28 protein-coding genes are annotated in these 20,702 nt (G+C 62.5%); 11 read left to right on the top strand and 17 right to left on the bottom strand.

Going from position 1 to position 20,702, the window contains the following annotated elements; translation table 11 throughout:
• Positions 1 to 38: 38 nt before the first annotated feature.
• From QM797_RS06255 to QM797_RS06245, 3 genes are all read right to left on the bottom strand, one after another.
• The gene (locus QM797_RS06255; RefSeq protein WP_283274339.1) at positions 39 to 1,151 is read right to left on the bottom strand and encodes a GGDEF domain-containing protein; all 1,113 of its coding nucleotides are present in this window, start codon (positions 1,149 to 1,151) and stop codon (positions 39 to 41) included.
• A 97-nt stretch (positions 1,152 to 1,248) separates the two neighbouring features.
• Positions 1,249 to 1,467 (bottom strand): hypothetical protein, encoded by a 219-nt coding sequence (locus QM797_RS06250; RefSeq protein WP_283274337.1) that lies wholly within the window; start codon positions 1,465 to 1,467, stop codon positions 1,249 to 1,251.
• 135 nt (positions 1,468 to 1,602) lie between these two features.
• Positions 1,603 to 3,432 carry a DUF4012 domain-containing protein gene (locus QM797_RS06245; protein WP_283274336.1) on the bottom strand — a complete coding sequence of 610 codons (1,830 nt, stop codon included), beginning with the start codon at positions 3,430 to 3,432 and terminating at the stop codon, positions 1,603 to 1,605.
• Positions 3,433 to 3,617: 185 nt separating this feature from the next.
• Here QM797_RS06245 and QM797_RS06240 point away from each other — a divergent pair, with 185 nt between their 5' ends.
• The 6 genes from QM797_RS06240 to QM797_RS06215 all read left to right on the top strand — a co-directional run bounded on the left by QM797_RS06240 (position 3,618) and on the right by QM797_RS06215 (position 8,818).
• Positions 3,618 to 4,841, top strand: a complete 1,224-nt coding sequence (locus tag QM797_RS06240) for an alkane 1-monooxygenase (RefSeq protein WP_283274334.1) — start codon at positions 3,618 to 3,620, stop codon at positions 4,839 to 4,841.
• On the top strand, positions 4,841 to 5,005 hold the full coding sequence (locus tag QM797_RS06235; protein ID WP_283274333.1) for a rubredoxin: 165 nt from the start codon (positions 4,841 to 4,843) through the stop codon (positions 5,003 to 5,005). Before QM797_RS06240 ends, QM797_RS06235 begins: the two co-directional genes overlap by 1 nt.
• Entirely contained in the window at positions 5,002 to 5,175 is a 174-nt protein-coding gene (locus tag QM797_RS06230; protein WP_027495558.1) for a rubredoxin, read from the top strand. The genes QM797_RS06235 and QM797_RS06230 overlap by 4 nt, the downstream gene beginning before the upstream one ends.
• Positions 5,172 to 6,386: an NAD(P)/FAD-dependent oxidoreductase gene (locus QM797_RS06225; RefSeq protein ID WP_283274326.1), complete on the top strand. Its 1,215-nt coding sequence runs from the start codon at positions 5,172 to 5,174 to the stop codon at positions 6,384 to 6,386. The genes QM797_RS06230 and QM797_RS06225 overlap by 4 nt, the downstream gene beginning before the upstream one ends.
• 10 nt (positions 6,387 to 6,396) lie before the next feature.
• A complete protein-coding gene (locus tag QM797_RS06220; RefSeq protein ID WP_283274324.1) occupies positions 6,397 to 7,017 on the top strand; it encodes a TetR/AcrR family transcriptional regulator in 621 nt (206 codons plus the stop codon).
• A 337-nt stretch (positions 7,018 to 7,354) separates the two neighbouring features.
• Positions 7,355 to 8,818, top strand: a complete 1,464-nt coding sequence (locus QM797_RS06215; RefSeq protein WP_283274323.1) for an aminotransferase-like domain-containing protein — start codon at positions 7,355 to 7,357, stop codon at positions 8,816 to 8,818.
• Positions 8,819 to 8,896: 78 nt separating this feature from the next.
• Here QM797_RS06215 and QM797_RS06210 read toward each other — a convergent pair whose 3' ends face one another.
• The 6 genes from QM797_RS06210 to QM797_RS06185 all read right to left on the bottom strand — a co-directional run bounded on the left by QM797_RS06210 (position 8,897) and on the right by QM797_RS06185 (position 12,514).
• Positions 8,897 to 9,592, bottom strand: a complete 696-nt coding sequence (locus QM797_RS06210) for a Fic family protein (RefSeq protein ID WP_283274321.1) — start codon at positions 9,590 to 9,592, stop codon at positions 8,897 to 8,899.
• A gap of 53 nt (positions 9,593 to 9,645) precedes the next feature.
• Positions 9,646 to 10,005, bottom strand: coding sequence for an ABC transporter permease (locus QM797_RS06205; protein ID WP_283274319.1), 360 nt, complete (start codon positions 10,003 to 10,005; stop codon positions 9,646 to 9,648).
• An 80-nt stretch (positions 10,006 to 10,085) separates the two neighbouring features.
• Positions 10,086 to 10,937 carry a DUF4097 family beta strand repeat-containing protein gene (locus QM797_RS06200; RefSeq protein ID WP_283274318.1) on the bottom strand — a complete coding sequence of 284 codons (852 nt, stop codon included), beginning with the start codon at positions 10,935 to 10,937 and terminating at the stop codon, positions 10,086 to 10,088.
• Between the two features lie 78 nt (positions 10,938 to 11,015).
• A complete protein-coding gene (locus QM797_RS06195; RefSeq protein WP_283274316.1) occupies positions 11,016 to 11,504 on the bottom strand; it encodes a histidine kinase in 489 nt (162 codons plus the stop codon).
• A gap of 65 nt (positions 11,505 to 11,569) precedes the next feature.
• Complete coding sequence (locus tag QM797_RS06190; protein ID WP_283274315.1) at positions 11,570 to 12,019, bottom strand: YdeI/OmpD-associated family protein; 450 nt, start codon at positions 12,017 to 12,019, stop codon at positions 11,570 to 11,572.
• Between the two features lie 27 nt (positions 12,020 to 12,046).
• Positions 12,047 to 12,514 (bottom strand): SRPBCC family protein, encoded by a 468-nt coding sequence (locus QM797_RS06185; protein WP_283274314.1) that lies wholly within the window; start codon positions 12,512 to 12,514, stop codon positions 12,047 to 12,049.
• Positions 12,515 to 12,613: 99 nt separating this feature from the next.
• Between QM797_RS06185 and QM797_RS06180 the strand changes: the two genes are divergently transcribed.
• Positions 12,614 to 13,222, top strand: a complete 609-nt coding sequence (locus tag QM797_RS06180) for a ClpP family protease (protein ID WP_283274313.1) — start codon at positions 12,614 to 12,616, stop codon at positions 13,220 to 13,222.
• On the top strand, positions 13,219 to 13,845 hold the full coding sequence (locus QM797_RS06175; protein ID WP_283274312.1) for a ClpP family protease: 627 nt from the start codon (positions 13,219 to 13,221) through the stop codon (positions 13,843 to 13,845). The genes QM797_RS06180 and QM797_RS06175 overlap by 4 nt, the downstream gene beginning before the upstream one ends.
• Here the strand turns inward: QM797_RS06175 and QM797_RS06170 are convergent.
• Together QM797_RS06170 and QM797_RS06165 are read right to left on the bottom strand one after the other, a co-directional pair.
• The gene (locus QM797_RS06170; RefSeq protein ID WP_283274311.1) at positions 13,803 to 14,105 is read right to left on the bottom strand and encodes a helix-turn-helix domain-containing protein; all 303 of its coding nucleotides are present in this window, start codon (positions 14,103 to 14,105) and stop codon (positions 13,803 to 13,805) included. The genes QM797_RS06175 and QM797_RS06170 overlap by 43 nt on opposite strands.
• 45 nt (positions 14,106 to 14,150) lie before the next feature.
• The gene (locus tag QM797_RS06165) at positions 14,151 to 14,588 is read right to left on the bottom strand and encodes a protein-tyrosine phosphatase family protein (protein WP_283274310.1); all 438 of its coding nucleotides are present in this window, start codon (positions 14,586 to 14,588) and stop codon (positions 14,151 to 14,153) included.
• 150 nt (positions 14,589 to 14,738) lie between these two features.
• On the opposite strand from QM797_RS06165, the gene QM797_RS06160 reads away from it, so the two are divergent.
• A complete protein-coding gene (locus QM797_RS06160) occupies positions 14,739 to 15,095 on the top strand; it encodes a hypothetical protein (protein WP_283274309.1) in 357 nt (118 codons plus the stop codon).
• On the opposite strand, the gene QM797_RS06155 is transcribed toward QM797_RS06160, so the two are convergent.
• The 4 genes from QM797_RS06155 to QM797_RS06140 all read right to left on the bottom strand — a co-directional run bounded on the left by QM797_RS06155 (position 15,096) and on the right by QM797_RS06140 (position 17,798).
• The gene (locus QM797_RS06155) at positions 15,096 to 15,761 is read right to left on the bottom strand and encodes a class I SAM-dependent methyltransferase (protein ID WP_283274308.1); all 666 of its coding nucleotides are present in this window, start codon (positions 15,759 to 15,761) and stop codon (positions 15,096 to 15,098) included.
• A gap of 63 nt (positions 15,762 to 15,824) precedes the next feature.
• The gene (locus tag QM797_RS06150; RefSeq protein ID WP_283274306.1) at positions 15,825 to 16,841 is read right to left on the bottom strand and encodes an MDR family NADP-dependent oxidoreductase; all 1,017 of its coding nucleotides are present in this window, start codon (positions 16,839 to 16,841) and stop codon (positions 15,825 to 15,827) included.
• A 102-nt stretch (positions 16,842 to 16,943) separates the two neighbouring features.
• On the bottom strand, positions 16,944 to 17,561 hold the full coding sequence (locus QM797_RS06145; RefSeq protein WP_283274304.1) for an alpha/beta fold hydrolase: 618 nt from the start codon (positions 17,559 to 17,561) through the stop codon (positions 16,944 to 16,946).
• 18 nt (positions 17,562 to 17,579) lie between these two features.
• A complete protein-coding gene (locus QM797_RS06140) occupies positions 17,580 to 17,798 on the bottom strand; it encodes an alpha/beta fold hydrolase (RefSeq protein ID WP_283274303.1) in 219 nt (72 codons plus the stop codon).
• Between the two features lie 55 nt (positions 17,799 to 17,853).
• Here QM797_RS06140 and QM797_RS06135 point away from each other — a divergent pair, with 55 nt between their 5' ends.
• Positions 17,854 to 18,234, top strand: a complete 381-nt coding sequence (locus QM797_RS06135; protein WP_283274302.1) for a MerR family transcriptional regulator — start codon at positions 17,854 to 17,856, stop codon at positions 18,232 to 18,234.
• A 39-nt stretch (positions 18,235 to 18,273) separates the two neighbouring features.
• The gene (locus QM797_RS06130; RefSeq protein ID WP_349307191.1) at positions 18,274 to 19,206 is read left to right on the top strand and encodes a phosphotransferase family protein; all 933 of its coding nucleotides are present in this window, start codon (positions 18,274 to 18,276) and stop codon (positions 19,204 to 19,206) included.
• Here the strand turns inward: QM797_RS06130 and QM797_RS06125 are convergent.
• Complete coding sequence (locus QM797_RS06125) at positions 19,200 to 19,610, bottom strand: SRPBCC family protein (protein ID WP_283274301.1); 411 nt, start codon at positions 19,608 to 19,610, stop codon at positions 19,200 to 19,202. The two genes, QM797_RS06130 and QM797_RS06125, sit on opposite strands and share 7 nt — an antisense overlap.
• 64 nt (positions 19,611 to 19,674) lie before the next feature.
• Positions 19,675 to 20,598: an SMI1/KNR4 family protein gene (locus tag QM797_RS06120; RefSeq protein ID WP_283274300.1), complete on the bottom strand. Its 924-nt coding sequence runs from the start codon at positions 20,596 to 20,598 to the stop codon at positions 19,675 to 19,677.
• Between the last annotated feature and the right edge of the window lie 104 nt (positions 20,599 to 20,702).

Raw genomic sequence — 20,702 nt, 5'->3', positions numbered from 1 at the left:
CCGTGCGGCTGGTCAGTGATCGGCATTGTCCGCACAGATCACGAACGGTCGACGATCGGTGTGGGCCTCGTCGACTCGTCGCTCACGGCAATGCGGTCGCCGCCGAGCCTCTTCGCCTGGTACATGGCCTCGTCCGCCCAACCCAGAAGGTCTACTACGTGGTCCGTGATGTTCCGAGTCCCGACCACCGCATGCGCGACGCCGATCGACGCGGTCAGCGGTGACCGGTCGGTTTCGTCGCGCAATCGGGTTCGCAGTAGAGCGGATCGTTCTTTCACCGCCTCCGGATTGTCGACGCAGGCGACTGCGAATTCCTCACCACCGAGGCGGACGGCGACAGCCGGTGACGGAAACACGTCCAGAATGCGGCTTGCGGTCAATCGAATGACAACGTCGCCGTGTTGATGGCCGAAACGGTCGTTGACGGCTTTGAAGTTGTCTATGTCGATCACTACAACGTTCACCGTCGCCTCCGGCATCGAGCGGAGTTGAAGATTGCCTATCGACGCATCGAATCCCCGTCGGTTCTGCATTCCCGTGAGGGGATCGTAGAACGCGCCCGTGGCGTCGCGACGTAACAACATGAGAAAGGTGTGACAAATGAGGGGAGCAGAAAACATCACCAGGATCAGCATCAGGAGGTAGAGGCTGGTCTGTAAACGCTGCGCCGGGTCTTTCACCATGGTCGAGGCGTACAACGCGGCGACGGTGACGAACGCGAAGAGATGGTGTGCAGTGAACAGCTTAGGACCGTGGAACCCCACTACGTAGCTACCTACCACCGTGAACAATGCCGACAATGGAAGCGCAACGGACGGTGACTCGAACGTGAGCAGAACCGCCGCCAGCACGATGTCGGCGTACAGCACGAATGCACACGACATTCGCCAACTCGGCCACCCGCGGATCAGCCACGCCGCACCCACAGGAACTGTGGTCACGATGGTGAACCACAGCGCCCACCGGGCGGGATCACCGTCGCCGAGGCCGAGGCCGAGAATTGCCAATCCGATTACCGCTGCAGCCGTGTAGATCCAGCACCAGATCCCGATGAGAATCCTGGTGATGCGCAGCGCTTGTTGGGACCGCGCATATGCGACGTTCCACCCGTAGTCGACCGGGAGTGACCACCATCGGCGAAGACTGTTCACAGGTCTCGAGCAGCTTTCCTAGTGTCCCGACTTGGATCCACAAGTGAACCACAGATCAAACCCGCGGGGTTTGCGAAGACAGACATCGCCGGTCGTGTCAGCCGCGCATGCCGTCTGCGAGCTCGAGCACGCGTCCGGCGTAGGTCACCATGAATGCGTCGAGCGCTTGCTGGGACAGTTCGGGGCATCCGGCCTTTCGAAAGAAATACTCCAGATCCACCAATCGATCCCCCATGTCGACGCGCCGTCGATCCAGGGCCTGGAGTTCGGCGACGAGCACCTTCAGCTCCTCGACCTTCTGAAGCACGTCGTCCATCGGATCACCGTCCACTTCGCTGGAGCTGTACACAGATTCGGCAGCGGGGTCAGGCTTCCCTCCCAACCCCGCCGACAGCAACACTACTCTCGATCGAACATATGTACGAGTCCTGAGCATCGCGATCCACAGCAATCAGGAGCAGTTCGGGAATTCCACCTCTGTCGATGCCGGAACCGATTGCGGCTGAACCGGCGCCAGCGCCTCACCGTCGACGGTGGGTTCGACGAGGTTGTATTCGATGGTTTTCGTCTGGCCCGGCTCGATCACGACAGGCACGTAGAACACCGGGTGGCCGCGTTCGGCGGCGGTCAGTAAGAACAGCGGAGTGCCGTCGCTGGTGGCGTTCGTCAACGTCGCACCCTGAGTTGCGTACAGCGCCACCACCGATCGGTTGGTTCCCGGCGGTCCGTCGTATCGAGTCGATTCGTTCTGCCTGCCGGCGATATAGGTGGTGTAGTCCAGCTCGGGGGCGTTGTTGGTGATCTCGGCGACCACGCGGGTGGTCCGCGTCGCGCCGTCGCAGGATTGGGCGGTGTAGGTGACCTTGCGCTGCAGGTAGTAGTCGAGCTTGCCGCCTGCGCCGTTGTTCACCACCACGGCGGCGTAGGGATCGGGGCTCTCGGGTACCTCGTGGCCGATCTTGGTCGGCCCCAGGATGGCTTGCAGTGCCGGGTCTGCACTCCACACGGCGATGTGGCCTTCGCTGGTCGCTTTTCCCAGCGCCTCGAGAAGGCCGCTCGCCGACCCAATGTTGCCCTGCATCTTTGCGACGACCCTGGCGGCGATGTCTTGGAGGTACGCCTTGCGTGCGGTGTTGTCGTCGTCGAAGCGGAAGTAGGCGTCGGATTGGGTGATCTGCACGACGTTGGATCCGTCGATTACTTCTCCGTCGCCCATCGTGATGGGGCCGACGACGTCGAGGATGTAGCCGAGGGCGACGGGATCGGTGGCCAGCGCGCCGTCGACACGCTCGCCCGTCTCTTGCTGCCACATCGACTGCCAAATCTGTCCGGCATAAGGAAAGTGCGGACTCAGATTGCTGTTTTGCCAGTTCTGCGTCGACTGATAGCGACTTTCGTACGCATTGGCGAAATCGACCCCCAGATCCATCGGTGCATAGGGAATCCGAAGCTCGTCGTTGCTGGCCATGTTGTCCACACTGATTCGTCCGTCCGCAGCCCGCACGATACTGACGCCGCCGACCAGTCCACCGGTTCCTCTGGCTTCCGACAGCGTTTGGAAAGCCATGAAGTAACTGCGCGGGCCGTCCGCCCCGAGCATCGCCGGAAGCACTTTGGCCGAGATGTCGGTGTTGGTCAGCAGAGTCGTCAGTTCGTGCGTCTGATCCTGCAACTGGGCCCGTGCATCGCCGACCTGCGCGATGAACGTCGGCTCCTCGATGGCCTGAGACTCCGCGTCGAGCACACTCGCCGCGGCGGCGGCCTGCGACAGCGCGGGCGAGGCGTCGCGCAGAACAGCGATGTCGATGGTGCCGTCCGGCCCCCGTAGCCGACCGGGATCGAGCGTGGTACCCACCTCGACCGACGGCATGAGAACGTCGACCGTCAGCCCGTTGACAACGTCGGTGATCTGCGAGACGACGTCCAACGGCTGGCCCACGTACGGTATCGCTGCGGCGGCCTTCCAGATTAGTGACTCGGTGGCATCCTTCGCCTGGTTCGAAGTCCGCACCGCATCGCCGACGGAGGTCTCGGCTTTCCGTGTATCCCCCTCCAGCAGTCCAGCTTTCGCCACCTGAGCGTAATCGCGGGCCTGGTTCAGATTGGTGTACGCGGTGTTCGCCGTGTAGGCCAACCAGGCACCAAGGGCGAGGACGACAACCGCCGCCAGCCCGAAGCCCAGCAGGATGCGTCGACCCGCCTTCTTCTTGGAACGCCCACGCCTGCCTCGACCGCGAGAGCTACGGCTGTCGCGGTCCGGGTAATCGTTGTCATAGCTCATGGCTGCCTGCCGTCCCCTCGTTGCGGCCAACAGTACAAACGACTCCTCCTCCCCGCGACACGACAGACAGACCGGCAGACCGCCGCTGACCGACTGCGTGTACAAATCTAGTAATTTGTCCATCCGACTGACAAATCTGATGTATTGTCCAATCCATAGTGATCGGACTTACACGAGGAGTGACGATGACCGCATCGAACATCGACGATCAGGCACAGACGCCGATCGACGAGTGGCACGACCGCAAGCGACATCTCTGGCTCATGGGCCTGATTCCGCCCACGGCAGTGTTCCTGGCAACCGGTCTGGTGTGGGCCTTCAACCAGCTCGGCTGGAATGCAGTGGCCCCGGTCTGGTGGTGGATCGGTGCGCTGCTCGTCTATGGAATGCTCCCGGTTCTCGACCGTTTCTTCGGTCCCGACGGCGACAATCCACCCGACGAGGCGATGAAGGCGCTCGAAGAAGACAAGTACTACCGCTACTGCACATATGCCTACATTCCGTTCCAGCTCGCGAGCCTGGTGTTCGCCTGCTACCTCTGGTCCACCGACAACCTGTCGTGGCTCGGTATCGACGGCGGATTGGGGCTGGTCTCGAAGATCGGCCTGGCCATCAGCATCGGCGTCATGGGCGGCGTGGGCATCAACACCGCTCACGAACTCGGGCACAAGAAGGACGAGCTCGAGCGCTGGCTGTCGAAAATTACTCTGGCACAGACGTTCTACGGCCACTTCTACATCGAGCACAATCGTGGCCACCACGTTCGCGTCGCCACTCCCGAGGATCCGGCGAGCTCGAAGTTCGGTGAGAGTTTCTGGGCCTTCCTCCCCCGGAGCGTGTGGGGAAGTCTGCGATCGTCCTGGGAGCTAGAGAAGACTCGCATGGAGCGACTGGGCAAGAGTACGTGGAGCATTCACAACGATGTGCTCAACGCTTGGCTGATGTCGGTCGTCCTCTACGCAGTTCTCGTTGCCGTGTTCGGTCCGATCGTGCTGCCGTTCTTGGTCATTCAGGCAATCTACGGCTTCTCGCTGCTGGAGACGGTCAACTACCTCGAGCACTACGGCTTGCAGCGTCAGAAGAAGGACAACGGCCGTTACGAACGATGCACCCCCGAGCACAGCTGGAACTCCGATCACATCGTGACCAACATCTTTCTGTATCACCTTCAGCGACACAGTGATCATCATGCCAACCCCACTCGGCGCTACCAGACGCTGCGCAGCATGGACGGAGCACCCAACTTGCCGAGCGGTTACGCGAGCATGATCTCGCTGGCCTACTTCCCGCCCGTGTGGCGCAAGGTGATGGACCACCGCGTTCTCGATCACTACGACGGCGACATCACTCGCGTCAACATCCAGCCGTCCAAGCGGGAGAAGATCCTCGCCGCCTACGGAGCCAAGTGATGGCCGCCTTCGAGTGCCCGGTGTGCGAGTTCGTGTACGACGAGTCCAACGGCGCACCGCGCGAGGGCTTCCCGGCTGGAACCGCATGGTCCGACGTACCGGACGACTGGCCGTGCCCCGACTGCGGTGTTCGCGAAAAAATCGACTTCAGGAGTAAGGCATGAAGCTCTACCGCTGCGTTCAGTGTGGATTCGAGTACGACGAGGAACTCGGCTGGCCCGAGGACGGCATCGAGCCAGGCACGCGCTGGGACGATATTCCGGACGACTGGTCGTGCCCCGATTGTGGTGCTGCCAAGGCCGATTTCGAGATGGTCGAGGTAGAACGCGGGTGACTACTCGCCAACCCGGCAAAGTCGTGATCGTCGGCACCGGTGCCACCGGATACACCGCCGCCAAAGTCCTACGCGCCGAGGGCTTCGCCGGGTCCATCACGCTGATCGGTAGCGAGCAGGAGGCTACCTATCGTCGTCCGACGGTCTCCAAAGAGCTGCTGCTGGGCACCAAGTCGATCGATCAGGTTCTGCTGGGTGCAGCCATCGAGGGCGTCGATGTCCGCGCGGGCGTCACGGCGGTCGCCGTCACCGACTCGGCCGTGCAGCTCGACGAGGGCGACCCGCTTCCGTTCGACGCGTTGCTGCTCGCAACCGGTTCGCGGGCAAGGCAACTCGACCTGCCAGGGTCGGCTCATGTGTTCACTCTGCGCACTGTCGCCGATGTTGCACCGCTGTATGCCGACATCAAGCGCACCGGATCACTGCTGGTGATCGGTGGCGGCCTGATCGGGTGCGAGGCGGCAGCAGCAGCCCGATCACTCGGTGCCGAGGTCACGGTGCTCGAGGCAGCATCGGCTCCGCTGAACCGGATCGCACCGGCCGCGATCTCGCAGATGTATCGAGACCTGCACGCCGACAACGGCATAACGATGCACACCGACGTCTCCGTGACCGACCTGAAAAAGCTGCCCGACGGCACGCTCCTTGCCACCGCTCAGGACGGACGCTCATGGTCTGCCGGAACCGTGCTGGTGTCCGTCGGCTCGGTCGCCAACATCGAGCTCGGGGCCGACATGGGCCTCGAGACCGCGTCGGGAATCCTGGTGGACGCCGAGATGCGGACATCGGCGGCCGGCATCTACGCCGCGGGTGACGTCGCCGAAGTTCCCAACTCGGTCCTGGGCGGTACCTATCGAAGTGAGCACTGGAACGGGGCCGCCGATCAAGCCACCCGGGCCGCTCGGTCCATCCTCGGTCTCGACGTCGGCGATCTCGACGTTCCGTGGGGGTGGTCCACTCAGCACGGCGTCAACCTGCAGTTCGCGGGGTGGACCAGCGCGGACGACGAGTACGTCGTGGTTCGCGGCTCCATCGAAGACCGCCGATTCACCGCTTGTGCACTACGCGGCGATGCGCTCGTCGGAGCTATAGGGGTGGGGTACCCCAAGGACATCCGGCAGATCCGCTCCCTCATCGCGCGCGCAGACCCCATCGATCGGAATCTCCTCGGAGAAGATTGGCTGGATCAGCCGCATGCGGTCGTTCGATAGAGTCGTTCTCATGCCCGCAGCCGAACAGACGTCGACCCCCGGTCGATACCGTGAAGCAGCGTCCACCCTTGCGCGCGATACAGCGCTCGATGCGCTGCGCGAGTTGTTGCACGAGCGCAACTGGCGCAACGTGACTATGAGTCACATCGCCAAGGCTGCCGGCCTGAGCAGACAGAGCCTGTACAACGAGTTCGGTTCACGGCGCGGCGTCGCACAGGGTTACGCCATCAGATTGACGGACCTCTTCGTCGCCATGTGCGAAACAGCCTTGTATCAACACGAGAACAATGCGTCGGCCGCTCTCCACCAAGGTTTCTCGTCGTTCTTCGAGCTGAGTGGTCTGGACCCACTCGTACGGTCGCTGCACAGCGGCGACGCACCGGAGGATCTTCTGCGTCTGATCACCACGGACAGTGAGGTGCTCATCGACCGTGCCGGAGAGCGTCTGGCAGAGACATTTCAGCGCGGGTGGGTGGGCGCGAGCCCGCGACAGGCCGACGTCGTCAGCAAGGCCATCGTTCGATTGGCATTGAGCTACATCCCCGAACCGCCGGAGGACATCCACGCGGCAGCCGATGATCTGGCTCTGCTGCTCACGCCCTTCATCGACTCCATCACCGCCGACAGCTGACCTCGGCGTCCATAGTTTGCCCCAGCCCGTGGCCCCACTGATCTCGCAAACACGAGCGCGTTTGCCAGGTGCGAGCGAAGTAGGCCCGAATCGGTAGCGAACTCGGACGCGTCTGACGAATGCGCGCGCATTTTCGGAGGCACGGCCGCATCAGTCGACGTGCGCACGGCTACGTGGTGGGCCAGTGGGGGCACTTCTCCCGCCCTCGCGCAGTGCGACCACAGTCCATCCCGCTCCCACCAACGACAAGGCCAATACAGCTCCAATTGCGATCATGTGACAACAATGGACTGCTTTTACCGCGAATAGTGCAGTCCAGTGTGCGACAGTGGACTGCATGGCCTCGTTCGACGACACCGCGATCTCGGCCCCGGAGTTGGCAGCACGTATCGGCCCGTCGACGCTTCGGAACAGATCCGGCGGTCCGCTCTACCTCGAGATCGCCGACGAGTTGCGGCGGTTGATCGAGAACGGTGACGTGTCGGCTCAGACGCGGTTGCCCGCCGAGCGGGCGCTGTCGATCAGTTTGGACGTCAGTCGGGTCACGGTGGCGTCGGCCTATCGTCACCTCCGTGAAGGTGGCTGGATCAGCGCCCAACGGGGCTCTGGCACATATGTTTCCCCGACGGATTCCTTGCCGTCCTGGGGTTCGCTCGCCGGCGATCGTGACACTGCGACACTGGAATTCGTCAACGCATCCCCCGCTGCCTCTCCCCTGCTGGCCGATGCGTACGGCGTTGCGTCCGAGAGGATTCGAGACCGGTTCGCCTCGGGTGGCTACGCTCCGTCCGGCCTGTTCGAGCTCCGCGAGTCGATCGCCTCCTACTACCGAGGGCGTGGAGTGCCGACCACCGCAGACAACATTCTCGTCACCTCCGGTGCCACCGACGCCATCCATGCGGTGTTGGCGACGTTCATCGAGCCAGGTGCCCGCGTGTTGGTCGAGCACCCGACGTATCCGGGTGTCGTCGAACTCGTCCACTCCCTCGGTGGCCGATGCATCCCGGTGCCCATCGACCCGGACGACACCGACGAGTTCGTGCCGGCCGCAGACCGGGCCGCACGTCAAAGTGCGCCGACACTGGCGTATTTCATGCCCGACTTCTCCAATCCGTCGGGAGCTCGACTCCCCCTCGGCACTCGCCGGCAGTTGTCCGCGACCATGCACCGCCACGCAGTACTGACCATCGTCGACGAGGTAGCGGCCGATCTGGCCCTCGACGGAGTGCCCGATATCGAACCCTTCGGAGCGGCAACCCCGGACGTTGCGACGGTGACAATCGGGTCCACGAGCAAGACGGTGTGGGGCGGTGTGCGAGTCGGCTGGGTTCGCGCCGAAGCAGGACTACTGGCGAGAATCGCCGCGACCTATGCGCGACGCCAACTTTCGGTGTCCATTCTCGATCAGCTCGCTGCGGTCGAGTTGATGGGCACGTACGACGAGGTACGCCGGGCGCGCGCCGACACGTCGCGGGTCGCGCGCGATCACACCGTTACGCTGATGCGAGATCGATTGCCTGATTGGCACTTTCGCGTTCCGGACGGAGGCCTGGCATTGTGGTGTTCCCTGCCCGACGGCATCCGATCCAGTGCACTGGTCGCCGAAGCCCACTCTCACGGCTTGCTGCTAGCACCCGGATTGCGCTTCGGCACGGGATACGCCTTCGACGATCATCAGCGCATTCCCTTCACCCGTTCACTGCCCGAAATCAGCGCAGCCGTAGAGATCCTTGCTCGCCTGTCCTCGGGTTTCGGGCCAACACAGGCCATAGCGTCGAGCAGACCCGAGGCGGTGGTCTGAGCCCTGACGCCCTGGTCTTATGTAAAAAATGGTCTCGATTTATTACACGTCTCCACGATATGTGAAGTTTCTTGCCATTCAACTTCGACCTGCGGGGCCTTCTGTTCTGACCAGTAGTCGAAGGAACTCTCGGTTGATGAACAGACGATCCCGCCCAACTTTGCTTTCCTGCAGCAGACCGGCTTCTACCAGTGCGTTCAACCAACCAGTTGCCGTCGGCCGCGAGACACCGCATCTCGCGATGACGGTGTTGATTCGGCAGTAGGGTTGCTCGAACAGCACCGACTGAAATTCGGAATCGGCCCCGCCCCTGGTGACAGCACGGGCTCGCACGCTGAAGTCGTCCTGAAGCGCACGGATCGCCTCGATCTTGCGGAGTGTGTCGTTCGACGTGCGTTCGATGCCTGCGAGGACGTACAGGACCCACGCCTCCCACGCCGCTTCGGACGTCACCGCCAGTAGCAAACGGTAATAGTCGTTCTTGGTGTCGATGATGTAGCGCGAAAGGTACAGCACAGGCATCCTGAGGAGACCTGCCTCGATCAAAAGCATCACATTGAGGATTCGCCCGGTTCGGCCGTTGCCATCGGCGAACGGGTGGATCGCCTCGAACTGATAGTGCGCGACGGCCATTCGCACCAGTGGGTCCATCCCGTCGTCGGCATGCACGAAGCGTTCCCACTCGCTGAGCTTCGCCTCGATCAAGTCACGACCTTCAGGCGGGCTGTACGTCACCTCACCAGTGACCGGGTTGCCGATGCGAGTACCAGGCATGGCCCGGACTTGCATCTCACGGCCCTTGATCACCGAAGCACGACCGGTAGTTCTCAGCGAACCGACTTCTTCTCGTAGGTCGCCATCGACCACGTATAGCCTGCGGCGCTGATCACCACACACCAGGCAAGTGCCAGTGGCAGATTCGCCCCCAGTGGCTCCCCGTCCAACAGTCCTCGCAGGGTTTCGACGAACGGCGTGAAAGGTTGGTAGTCGGCGAACCATCGCAGTCCCGACGGCATCGTGTCGGTCGGACCGAACCCACTGCCCAGAAAAGGTAACAGCAACAACAACATCGGCAGGTTGCTCGCGGTTTCCACCGATTTCGACGCCATACCCATCGCCACCGCCAGCCGAGTTGGATCCGAGCAGCGCGGTGACGGTACCAGTGCCGACAGTGAGGTCGACGCCATCGAGTACACGCTTGTCGCCAAAAGACTTTCGCAGTCCGCGGACGTGAATGACAGATGTAGTCACGGGGTGCCTGTTCTTCTCAGCTGTGCTGGGTATGCCGGATAGCAATGTCGCCGTACCGTGTGCGAGCGCGAATCGTGACACTTTCCTCCGTCTCGTCGGGTGCGCCTTCGGGAGTGAGTTCGTTGCGAACATGCCCGTCCTTCGAGGACAGGTCGAGCCATGCCGGCACGCCTCGCTGCACATCGACGGTGATCTGTCCGTATCCGCTCTCGACTTGGACGGCACCACTGCATACTTCGTGGAGTGTGATGCTGCCGTACGCAGTCTTCGCACTCACTGCGCCGAGTGACTTCTCGATATCGAGATCTCCATAGGAGAGCTTGGCGTCGAGGTCGGTGCCCGACTCGCGCACCATGATCGAGCCGTGCGACGCCTTGACCGTCGCATCGCCGACGACCGTTCCGAGTCGAATCTGTCCATGGTCGGCAGTGATGTCGATATTGCCCAGCGCCGTAGCGACCGTCGCGTTACCGTGCCCGGCCCGCACCCACAGATCCTCTACCGAATCCAATTCGACCGGGCCCATCGAACTCTTGATGCGCACGGCACCGAGATCGCCCCGTGTCCGCAGACTTCCAGCCGCGAGTTCTGCGGTGAATCGAGATCCCTGCGGCAGTTCGACTTTCACCTCTATGGACTCTGTCGGCCCGAAAAAGCTGATGCGCGCCTTGGGGCCGATCACGGTGAGCCGTTCACCGTCGAACTCGACCCTTGTGTTGTCGGCCCCTCTGCGGTCTACGGCTTTCGATGGGTTGGTGGGTGTGACGGTCACGACGGTGTCGGTGCGTTCTGCCGCAACGACTTCGATGCTGCCGACCTGCAGATCGATGGCCAGGTCTATCGGCGTCGGGGTAGCGAATTCGGACATGGCGATGCCTCCCTATGGGCATGGTTGTGAAACCCTGCTCGGTGCAGAGCTACTGAAAAGGTGTGGTGGTTCGGAGACTCAGCGCGCCCAACCGGCGAAGTTGTCACCGGTACGGACCGTGCGTTGCGCAGCGCGGCGTTGCTTGGGTTGAAGAGCAGCGGCGACGGCTCGCACCAACCAGGTGTTCACGGACATGCCGTCCGAGGCTGCGGCCTCGTCCACCCGAGACTTGAGCGCATCCGGCAGCCGAAGAGTCGTGCGAGATGTGCTCGTGTCGTCGAGTTCGACTGTGGGAGATGTGTGCTCGTCATCTTCCGGTTCCGCCACAGGTGCCGCCACGACGAATTCGATCTCACGTCCACGCAGCCTGATGTCCACCGAACCAGGGGCAAGGTCGCGGTTGATGTCACCTACCGCGGCCGACAGCACGTCGAGCATCACCAGACGCGTTGCCGCATCCATACCGTCGACGAGTCGTTCAGCGGCGACACGAGTGTTCTCGTCTCCGGTCCTTGCCGATTCGACCAGTCGACGTTGGAGATCGTTGACGTACTGCCCAAGTTCCATGGATCAACAATGACACCACCATGGTGTCACGTCAAGCCTTGGTGGTGTCACGGAGCCGGCAGTACTCAGGGCCGAAGAGCCTGCACGATGGCCGTGACACGCCGCTCGCGGGTGTCGTCACGCTTGGCGTCCGCGACAGATCGGGCATGCTCTTTACGCGTCGACGGTGCCAGCGCATCGAACGCTGCTCGGACAGCGGGATCCGCGTCCAGGGCTGCCGCCAACACCGGAGGCACCTCCACCACCTGCGGTTGGTCGTCCAACTCGATGGTCACGTCGACAGTGTCGCCGGCCTCGACGCCCAATGTGGCGCGAACGCTCTTGTTGAGTCCGAGCAGATTCTCGCCGCCCATGCGTCCGATACGCCCGCGCACCGCTTGTCCACCGATCGTGAACCGAACCGGCGGAGTCTTGGTGGAACCGAGGGATGCGACCTGCTCGTCACTGAGCACAATTGCTGCTGCTGGGCCTCGTGATTCGAGGACCGTGGACATTCGCAGAACGGTTGCCGCCATGCAAACAGGCTATCCGTCGAAGGCCAGTCAGGCCCCGGCTTCCACGATTCGCTTGATTGCCGCCAGCGTTCGAGGGATGCCATCGAGTGCAGCCTGGCTACGAGTGTCGATTTCCTGCTGCGCGTCGTCGCCGAATTTGCGGTGGAAGTGGGCGATGCCTCCGGGCAGGAAGTTCCAGTTCTCGGTCAGGCGTGCGCCACCGTCCACCGGCTCGAGGGTGTAGCCCCAGCGGACGAAGTTGTCGCCCACCACCCAGGCGAATTCGCGTCCGGGCTCGGCTGCTGCCACCGTCGAGACCGTTTCCCACGTGCGGCCCGGCACCACGTTGCGGCCAGTGAACGTCGATCCGACGCCACCGCCGTCGGGCTCGTTCCACCAGCACTCCTGGCAGATCGGGCTCCACTCACCCGTTCGGGTGACGTCGGAGACGACGGCGTACACCTTGTCGACCGACGCGGAGACGGCAATGGATTCGGAGAACTCGAGTGCAGTCATCTCACCATTGTCCCTCGGCGGCCGACGCAGCTGTGAGCAGAGTCGCTGCCCACAGCAGAACAGCTGGTGTGCAACCGAATTCGGATTCACACTCGGGACATGAGCGAATCGCCTCGAATGTTCCCGCCCGAACTCCGCAACCAACTCCTCCGTCATCGAGTTCTCGTGCTCGACGGCCCACTCGACGACGACAACGGTACCGTCCTCACCACTCACCTGCTGACTTTGGCGGCCGAGAATTCCTCCGCCGACATTGCACTGTGGATTCACTCTCCGGGAGGCTCGGTTCCCGCAATGCTCGCCATCCGCGATGTGATGGAACTCGTGCCCTGCGACGTCTCGACCCTCGCGCTCGGATTGGCCTGCAGCGCTGGTCAATTCCTGCTCTCATCCGGCACTCGCGGAAAGCGGTACGCCCTGCCGCATTCACGGATTCTCATGCACCAGGGCTCGGCAGGCATCGGAGGGTCGGCCGTCGAAGTGGAAGTGCAGGCCAACGATCTGCGGCACACCCGCGATACCGTGCTCGGTCTCATCGCCGACGACACGGGGCAAACACGTGAGCAGATCTTCGACGACTCCCTTCACGACCGCTGGTTCACTGCGGAGGCTGCCCGCGATTACGGGTTCGTCGACACGATCGTCGACTCGTTCGATCAGGTCATGCCCGCGCGACGGGTAGCCTTCGGAATGGAGATGGCCCGATGAGCACGTACACGATTCCCAATGTCATCACGCGAGATTCGCGCGGAGAACGCGTCGTCGACGTCTATTCGCACTTGCTCAGTGAGCGCATCGTCTACCTCGGTACCGGGATCGATGCAGGTGTCGCGAACGCGATGATCGCGCAACTTCTGCACTTGGAGGCTGACTCCCCCGATCAGGAGATTTCGATGTACATCAACTGCGAGGGCGGTGACACGGCCGCCATGCTGGCCGTATACGACACCATGCAGTTCATCGGATCACCGGTTGCCACAACGTGTGTGGGTCAAGCCGTTGCAGCTGGCGCAGTGCTACTCGCCGCCGGGGCACCGGGGCGACGCTCTGCGCTGACCCACAGTCGGGTGGTATTGCATCAACCTGCGGCGCAGGGCCGCGGCACCATTCCCGACCTGATTCTGGCTGCAGACGAGGTCGTCCGAGTCCGAGCTGAGATGGAATCGATCCTCGCAAAACACACGGGACGCGACGCGGCGACACTGCGCCACGACACCGACCGGGATCTGGTGTTGACGGCCTTCGCCGCACGCGAGTACGGCGTCGTCGACCAGGTTCTCGAGGGGCGTCAGGCAGCCATCAACGTCGCGTCTCCTCGCGACAGGTCGTGATGCGCAAGGCGTGAGATGTCTGCCATGGACGTCCCCAACGCACCCACGACGGCCGCAAGGATTTCGCTCGACGGGTCCTTGCGGCCACGTTCGACCTCCGACAAGTACTGCGGCGCAATGCCTGCGCGGGCAGCGGTCTCGGCCAGAGTGTCGCCTCGGGCGTGCCTGCGCTCGCGTAACCTCCGGCCGACCACCTCACGCCACAACGGTTCCACTGTTCGCGCTGCTCGGCGCTCATCGATTCGTATGACCTCGCCCATGATCGGAGCCTAGGCCTCGATTCCATGAGGTGTCGGAGATTCTGCTCAGAGCAGAGAACCCGGCTTCACGAATGTCTTCGCAAAGCGCTTCTGCCAGGGCGTCTCCACTGCCCGACGCGCGTAGTTGTGCCGAACGTAGTCAACGGCTGCACTGCCGGGAATACCGTCGAGCGCAACAAGACACGCCAGCGCTGTGCCCGTTCGACCCACACCACCGGTGCACGCGATCTCGACTCTCTCGGTTACGCAGCGACGCAATACTTCTCGTAGTATCACCGCGAGCTCTTTCGAGTCGGACGGGAGCCAGAAGTCGGGCCAACGAACCCATCGGCTGTCCCAGTCGAAGTCGCCAGGATCCCTGCCCTGCAGGTAGACCCCGAGATCCGGCCGCGGGCCGTCGGGAATCGAATGACGAAGGGCACGTCCGCGAACCAGGCTGCCCGACGGCAACTGCAGAACACCCGCCGTCTGCACATCCCACATCTGACTCCCCCTTCCCCTGCGTGGACTTCTGGAAGTGTCGATACTGCGGTATCGTTCGCTCAACCAATCCGTATCACTCACCGGCCCCGCCTCCGACACGGCGCTTATGATGACAATTCTGCACGAGAGGGCAATGCCCCCGTTCGTCCGATGAACCCCCACAGGCCGCGCAGGGCGCGGACCGATGGTTGGGCACTCCAATATCTGGCGCAGTGGCGTCGACGAGTCGAGTATCTCGAGGATCGCGTCGATCAAAAGCCCAGAGCGTTGTTCGACAATCGGGTGCCGATCTTGGCCGGATTCACGGGTTGCCCAGGGTGCGACGGCCACTTCTTCGGCGACGGGCCGCGCGACGCATTGGAACGACTCATGCGACGCGATGGGCGTCGGGCCCACCGATTACGCGTCGCGGTAACTCGACTGGATCAGCGGTATCGCGACGTGACTGTCGAAATCGACCGGTCCAGAACGATGCCATGGTGGGAACGCCGAGCACCGTGGGTGTGACTACACACCCGGCTTGGTCCACTCGATCGTGTGTCGAAACCCTATGCGGTGTCGCATGACCGCGCCCGGGAGCCGCTTTTCCACCATGTGTCCGATCCCGTCGAAGCTCAGCACGGGGTCCTTCACCGGGAACGGTGGCGGCGGTGCTGTCACCGGGCTCGGCCATGGGCGGTGCAGAAATCCGATCAACGGATTGGTGACGATGGAGACGGAATCCCACAGCAAATCTCGTGCGCTTCTCGGTGGTGCGAGCCCGACGACGAGCACGCGACCGTGTGGGGCGAGAATTCGCTCGACATGGCGCAGGGCATCGTCGATGTCGAGGTGATGAAGGACGGCGACCATAGTCACAAGATCGATCGAATCGTCTGCCCAGGAGTCGAGTTGGTGATCCGTGATCGACACATTGTTTACATCGGCAGAGGTGATCTCTGCGATCCGGCGCATCTCCGAGTCGCGGTCCGCCCCGACGACCTGGTCGAAATGGGGAGCCAGGGCACGCACCAGGCCGCCACGTCCGCAACCGAAGTCGACCGCACTGCCGCGCATCTGGGGCAGGTTCGCCAGAATCCAACTGTGAAAGTAGTCGTTGTGGCTCCATGCGTGTCGCTCGTTCAGCTCGCGAAGCCACCGGGCCCCTCTGCCTCCGATAAGGGACGTCCCCATTCGTCTCAGCACCACGGAACCCAGTATCCACGAGGCATGCCGACACCGGCTCGATGAATCACGTCAATTGGCTAGCTTCACGATCAGGTTTCCACGATGGTCACCTGCCAGGAGTTCGTCCAGCGCAGTAATCGTTCGACCCAGTGGCCCCTCCAGCACGGTGTGTGGAAAGGTGATCGTGCCCTGCGAGAACGAGGGGACGTAATGCCCGATCCAAGCCTGGATCTGCTCGGGGGTATGCATGGTTGTGAACGGCCGAATCTGAATTTCCTTGACAATCGCGGTCATGATGTCCAAGCGCGGATGTCCGCCGTGACCGCCGCCGATCTGTCCGGCGAGAGCCCCACACAGCGCAAGTCGCGCACCGAAGGCTGCGTGTCGGACGGCCGTCTCGAACTGCGTGCCGCCGATGGTGTCGAAGAAGACGGTGATGCCCTCCGGTGCGAGTTCATCTAGGCGAGCGTCGAGATCCTCGTTCTTGTAGTCGATCGCCGCATCGAAGCCGAGCTGCTCGGTGAGGTAAGCGCATTTGTCCGGACCACCCGCGATACCGATCACCAGCGCGGCTCCTCGCGCCCTGGCGATCTGCCCCGCGATCGACCCCACTCCACCTGCCGCCCCGCTGACCAGAACCACATCGCCCGCACCCACTCCTGCGATGTCGACCATGCCATGGAAGGACGTCACTCCTTGATTGAGCATGTACTCGGGGCCGGGGAACACTCCGTCGGGAACGGGAAATACCGCGTTCGACGCGATCGCAGTCAGGTCCCTCCACCCCTGGTTGTGCTGCACGACGGTTCCGACCGCAGTATCCGATCGAGATTCCACGACCCGCCCGATCGCCGGCCCGTACAGAGGCGCACCGACCTCGAAGGCCGGCAGTGGGAGACCCGGGTTCTCGAACATCAGGTCGGCATTCACAGCAACAATCTGCTGAAAAATGTTCTCTACGAGCACTTCTCCATCCCCGATAGGCCGCTGAGACGCGACCCGAACTTCCAGCAGCTCGGACGGCCGCTGACCCACATCGGTGCGGTGCGCGCGCAGAACTACCGCTGCGGTTTCGGTTGAGTTCATCTTTGTCCCTCTCGACGGCGTGCGAGACCCGGTTTTCCAGGTGCGATGCCGACGGTAGGAGTAGATGCGGACAGCTTCGGTCCTCTTGACCGATGGCCCGGCTCACGTTGACGCCAACCACGCGTCCAATGCTTGTTGGACGAGTGATGGAGCTTCGAGCGGACTCAGGTGCCCCACGCCGGGAAGAGTGATCACATTCGATTGTCCCGGCAACAACTGTTTCAGTCGATATGCCTGTTCGACGGGAATCCAGGGGTCCTGCTGGCCCCATCCGATGGAGGTGGCGCAGCGGACTCGAGGTAGGGCGTCGACGATGGGTCGCGTGTGTTCGGGGTGTAGCTGGGCGATTTGTCGGTAGAACGCAGGCTGACCCTCGTCGGATACCCAGGGTTCGGCCAACATCGCCACGGTGTCTCGGTCCAGCCGCTGATGTGCCGCTCCCGCAATGTATTCGGAGACCAGCGCCGTATGCAAGGGCGCCGGTAACGCAGCGAAGACGTCACTGTGGTTCGCAACCAGCCGGAAGAATGGAGATCCCCACGGGTCCAGCGTCACCACGTTCCACAAGTACAAACTGCTGTAGTCGCGGCCGCGCATCAGATGGGTGCCCAGGGCGACTGCACCGCCGATGTCGTGCGCGATGACGAAGGGCCGCTCCAACCGCCAGTGGTCGAGCAACATTGCGAAGCGCAGCATCTGGGTGGGTAGGTCGGTCCGCACATCGGATCCCTGTGCGGATCAGCCGTATCCGGGCATGTCCCACAGGTAGACCCGATGTCCACCGCTGAGATGTCGAGCGGCCTCGGCCCAGACCTGAGCAGACCAGGGTGTTCCTTGGCAGAACACCACATCGGCGGACGGTTCCGTTGTCTCGGGTCTCATCTCGTAAGTCGCTACCGTGTCGCCGCCAACGGATGCGAAGATGGGCTCTGGTAGGTCGAATCTGTCGGTCACCATGGCGATGAATCTAGAACTTCAGGTCGACCTGAAGTCAACGTGAGAACATCGGCGGGTGAAGATCGGAGAGGTTGCGCAGGAACTCGACGTTCCCGCCCACGTCCTCAGGCATTGGGACGACGTCGGTGTCGTTGTGCCACAGCGCCTACCGTCGGGCCACCGCGACTACAACGAGGAACATGTGCGACGACTGCGGGTGTTGCGTGCTTGTCAAGGCGTGGGGATCAGCTTGGCCGATATTCGCCTGATACTTCATCGAGACGAGCCCGAGCGAACCGCAGTGATCGAAGAACAACTGGCTCGGATACGACGACAACAAGCTCAACTCGACTATGCCGAGCGCTTCCTCGTACACGTCGTCTCGTGCACACACGACCTGCTCACCCGATGCGCGCAGTGCAGTGAGTACTCGGCCACGCAGGTTCGATCGATGTGAGACGGTGACACCGTGACCGGAGCCGAATCTCCCTCGACCATGGGTGCGTCCAGTCGAGCATGGGTGAGTCGTCACTTGAACGCAGGTGAACGAATCGTCGAATCCGAAACACTGTCCGGCGGTATCACCGCAGAGATGCGGAAGCTGACCGTCCGAACGACAGATGGATTCAGTCGGAACCTGGTGTTGCGCACCTATACAGATTCAGCCCGCGTGCTACACGTCGAGGATTGGTTGCGCCGGGAAAGCGCAGCCTTGACACTTCTTTCGGGCTCGGGCATGCCGGTTCCCCAACTGGTGGCAGTCGATCCCACCGCTGCCCATTGTGAATACCCGTCGCTCCTTATGACCCAACTGCCGGGTTCGACGGTCCTCACCGACGAGGGCGTGAACGAACGGGTCCCCCTTCTTGCCCGGCAACTCGTCGAGATTCATGCGGTGAATTCCGATACCAGGCCCCGTGAGTATCAAGCGATGACGACTGCCGATACCGTCGTGGTGCCCGCACGGGCCGACACGAAAGTATGGGCCGCCGCACAAGACCTACTTCGCGGGCCTGTGCCGACATACGACGGGCGAGTGCTGCATCGCGACTTCCAACCCGGCAACGTTCTGTTCGACGTATCGCAGAACTCCGCAGCCCGCATCACCGGAGTTGTCGACTGGGCGGGCGCCTCGTGGGGTCCGACAGACCTCGACGTAGCGCACTGCTCGACCAATCTTGCTCTGCTGCACGGGCCACAGTGGGGACCGCGGTTCGCCTTTGCCTACGAAGAGGCCGGCGGCGTGCTTTCCCAGAACGGACGAACGCGGCAGTACTGGCGCGTGCGTGACGCGCTGGCCTGCTCCGAGGAGGTGCAGTTGTGGGCTGCCCCGTGGCGCGAAGCGGGCCGCACCGACTTGACGCCACGTGTTGTCGAAGATCGATTGGACGCGTACATCTCCATGTTGATGGACGCACGTGGTCAGTGAGCTTCCAACACCTCCGCGAGTCTCTTCAGGTCTTCGGCGACCATGCCGAGATCACGCTCGAATTCTTCGTCGCTGAGCTCGATCTGGCGGACCGTGAACAGAATTTCCGCGCCATTCGGATGGCTCAGCACTCGGACGGGATTGTTCACTACGGTCCCTGACGGCAACGTCACGTCATGGTCGAGGACGCCGAGCTCGTTGTGTGAAACGAAGCGGACTGTCACCCGCCCCATCGGCGATTCGGCGAGAAGTCGATCGCCGTCGATGGTCACAGGACTGTTCGCCAATCCTGCTGCCCATCTGGGTAGGTTCGCAGGATTCGCTGCGAACTCGTACACCTCCTCGGGAGTGCGCCTGATGACTCGAGCCACATGTCGACTTGCCACAAAGGGTTCGCGGTTCATAGCAGCGACCCTACGACGACGGGCCGCGGCGTTCTTCCAGAAATCGGACCCGCCACTAAGGGCCTCAACTACGGCCGTCATGGATGGCACGCCTGATGTCCCGTGCAACCGACTTTGCGCGGCTCCAATCCCACTGAAGCGCGCCGCCTTCGACGGACCACATCCAGCCCTCGTCGAACTCTCTGTTCTGGGTGAGACTGTCTGCCAGATCTGTCAGCATGGCGCTGATCGACAGCCAACGTGGACCGCGTTCATCCGAGCCCGACTTGTCGAACTCGGAGACGCATCCATACAACCCACCCGGTCGAGTGTCGACGAACAGGAAGTTACCGTCCATGCCTGCAAACGGGACGAATGCAGGAGCGAAAGTGAATGCATTCTCCCCTGCGGAGGGCGGCACTTCCAGCCCACGTGAGCTCCACACGTCGGCCCAGATTTCGATCATTCTTGCTCGCTCCCCAACCACGTGGTCGAGACTCAAGAATTGGAAGCGCGGCAAGATCGCGACGAATGCGGGCCCCGAGGTATCGCCGTCGACCAACTCGAAGAACTCGACGAGTTCCGCAGGCCACTTCTGCCCAGTCGCGGATATCGCCTGTTCGATCGATTCGGATTCGGCACCCGAGATCGAGTTTTCCGGAAACCGATCGTGCAGCCAGTCCGCGATGCGCGACCACTGTTCCCGAACCGAACCCGGTGGCGTCTGATGCAGACTGCTCGACGGCATCGATCCGCTGGATCGTTGCCGTTTCTCCTCGTCGCGGATTCGTCGCTCCACGTCAGCGATGAGGTCGACGCGAGACTTCGAAAAATCACCGAACTCGGGTACCGGGACATGCGTCGCGCTCAATGTCGCCCAGACGACGGCCGACGGCCCCTCCGCCAGGGACGCCGACGCGGCATCCACGATCTCGCCGAATGCAGCGTCGTCGCCGTCGACGTAGCCGTCACGGACCGCGATGCCGGCCGTCGAATCCACCTGTGACATCGCCCAATAGACCATATGTACACCGTAGAGCCTGCCGAGTTCCGTGCATCGCGGTGTGGCAGGGCGCCCCGGGTGAACCTCACGGCCAGGGACTTGAACATGTT

The sequence above is a fragment of the Rhodococcus sp. IEGM 1381 genome (assembly GCF_030056795.1).
Lineage (GTDB): Bacteria > Actinomycetota > Actinomycetes > Mycobacteriales > Mycobacteriaceae > Rhodococcoides.
This window is presented reverse-complemented; position numbering and strand designations above follow the sequence as displayed.

Bases quoted from the DNA above. Each gene is read 5' to 3' on its own strand.
- QM797_RS06125 (WP_283274301.1), bottom strand. From the start codon at position 19,610: ATGAACCGCGAACCCTTTGTGGCAAGTCGACATGTGGCTCGAGTCATC.
- QM797_RS06120 (WP_283274300.1), bottom strand. From the start codon at position 20,598: ATGTCACAGGTGGATTCGACGGCCGGCATCGCGGTCCGTGACGGCTAC.
- QM797_RS06185 (WP_283274314.1), bottom strand. From the start codon at position 12,514: ATGACTGCACTCGAGTTCTCCGAATCCATTGCCGTCTCCGCGTCGGTC.
- QM797_RS06130 (WP_349307191.1), top strand. From the start codon at position 18,274: ATGGGTGCGTCCAGTCGAGCATGGGTGAGTCGTCACTTGAACGCAGGT.
- QM797_RS06160 (WP_283274309.1), top strand. From the start codon at position 14,739: ATGAACCCCCACAGGCCGCGCAGGGCGCGGACCGATGGTTGGGCACTC.
- QM797_RS06240 (WP_283274334.1), top strand. From the start codon at position 3,618: ATGACCGCATCGAACATCGACGATCAGGCACAGACGCCGATCGACGAG.
- QM797_RS06195 (WP_283274316.1), bottom strand. From the start codon at position 11,504: ATGGAACTTGGGCAGTACGTCAACGATCTCCAACGTCGACTGGTCGAA.
- QM797_RS06230 (WP_027495558.1), top strand. From the start codon at position 5,002: ATGAAGCTCTACCGCTGCGTTCAGTGTGGATTCGAGTACGACGAGGAA.
- QM797_RS06170 (WP_283274311.1), bottom strand. From the start codon at position 14,105: ATGGGCGAGGTCATACGAATCGATGAGCGCCGAGCAGCGCGAACAGTG.
- QM797_RS06180 (WP_283274313.1), top strand. From the start codon at position 12,614: ATGAGCGAATCGCCTCGAATGTTCCCGCCCGAACTCCGCAACCAACTC.
- QM797_RS06250 (WP_283274337.1), bottom strand. From the start codon at position 1,467: ATGGACGACGTGCTTCAGAAGGTCGAGGAGCTGAAGGTGCTCGTCGCC.
- QM797_RS06220 (WP_283274324.1), top strand. From the start codon at position 6,397: ATGCCCGCAGCCGAACAGACGTCGACCCCCGGTCGATACCGTGAAGCA.
- QM797_RS06175 (WP_283274312.1), top strand. From the start codon at position 13,219: ATGAGCACGTACACGATTCCCAATGTCATCACGCGAGATTCGCGCGGA.
- QM797_RS06235 (WP_283274333.1), top strand. From the start codon at position 4,841: ATGGCCGCCTTCGAGTGCCCGGTGTGCGAGTTCGTGTACGACGAGTCC.
- QM797_RS06215 (WP_283274323.1), top strand. From the start codon at position 7,355: ATGGCCTCGTTCGACGACACCGCGATCTCGGCCCCGGAGTTGGCAGCA.
- QM797_RS06165 (WP_283274310.1), bottom strand. From the start codon at position 14,588: ATGTGGGATGTGCAGACGGCGGGTGTTCTGCAGTTGCCGTCGGGCAGC.
- QM797_RS06210 (WP_283274321.1), bottom strand. From the start codon at position 9,592: ATGCCTGGTACTCGCATCGGCAACCCGGTCACTGGTGAGGTGACGTAC.
- QM797_RS06140 (WP_283274303.1), bottom strand. From the start codon at position 17,798: ATGGTGACCGACAGATTCGACCTACCAGAGCCCATCTTCGCATCCGTT.
- QM797_RS06190 (WP_283274315.1), bottom strand. From the start codon at position 12,019: ATGGCGGCAACCGTTCTGCGAATGTCCACGGTCCTCGAATCACGAGGC.
- QM797_RS06150 (WP_283274306.1), bottom strand. From the start codon at position 16,841: ATGAACTCAACCGAAACCGCAGCGGTAGTTCTGCGCGCGCACCGCACC.
- QM797_RS06245 (WP_283274336.1), bottom strand. From the start codon at position 3,432: ATGAGCTATGACAACGATTACCCGGACCGCGACAGCCGTAGCTCTCGC.
- QM797_RS06200 (WP_283274318.1), bottom strand. From the start codon at position 10,937: ATGTCCGAATTCGCTACCCCGACGCCGATAGACCTGGCCATCGATCTG.
- QM797_RS06155 (WP_283274308.1), bottom strand. From the start codon at position 15,761: ATGGGGACGTCCCTTATCGGAGGCAGAGGGGCCCGGTGGCTTCGCGAG.
- QM797_RS06205 (WP_283274319.1), bottom strand. From the start codon at position 10,005: ATGGCGTCGACCTCACTGTCGGCACTGGTACCGTCACCGCGCTGCTCG.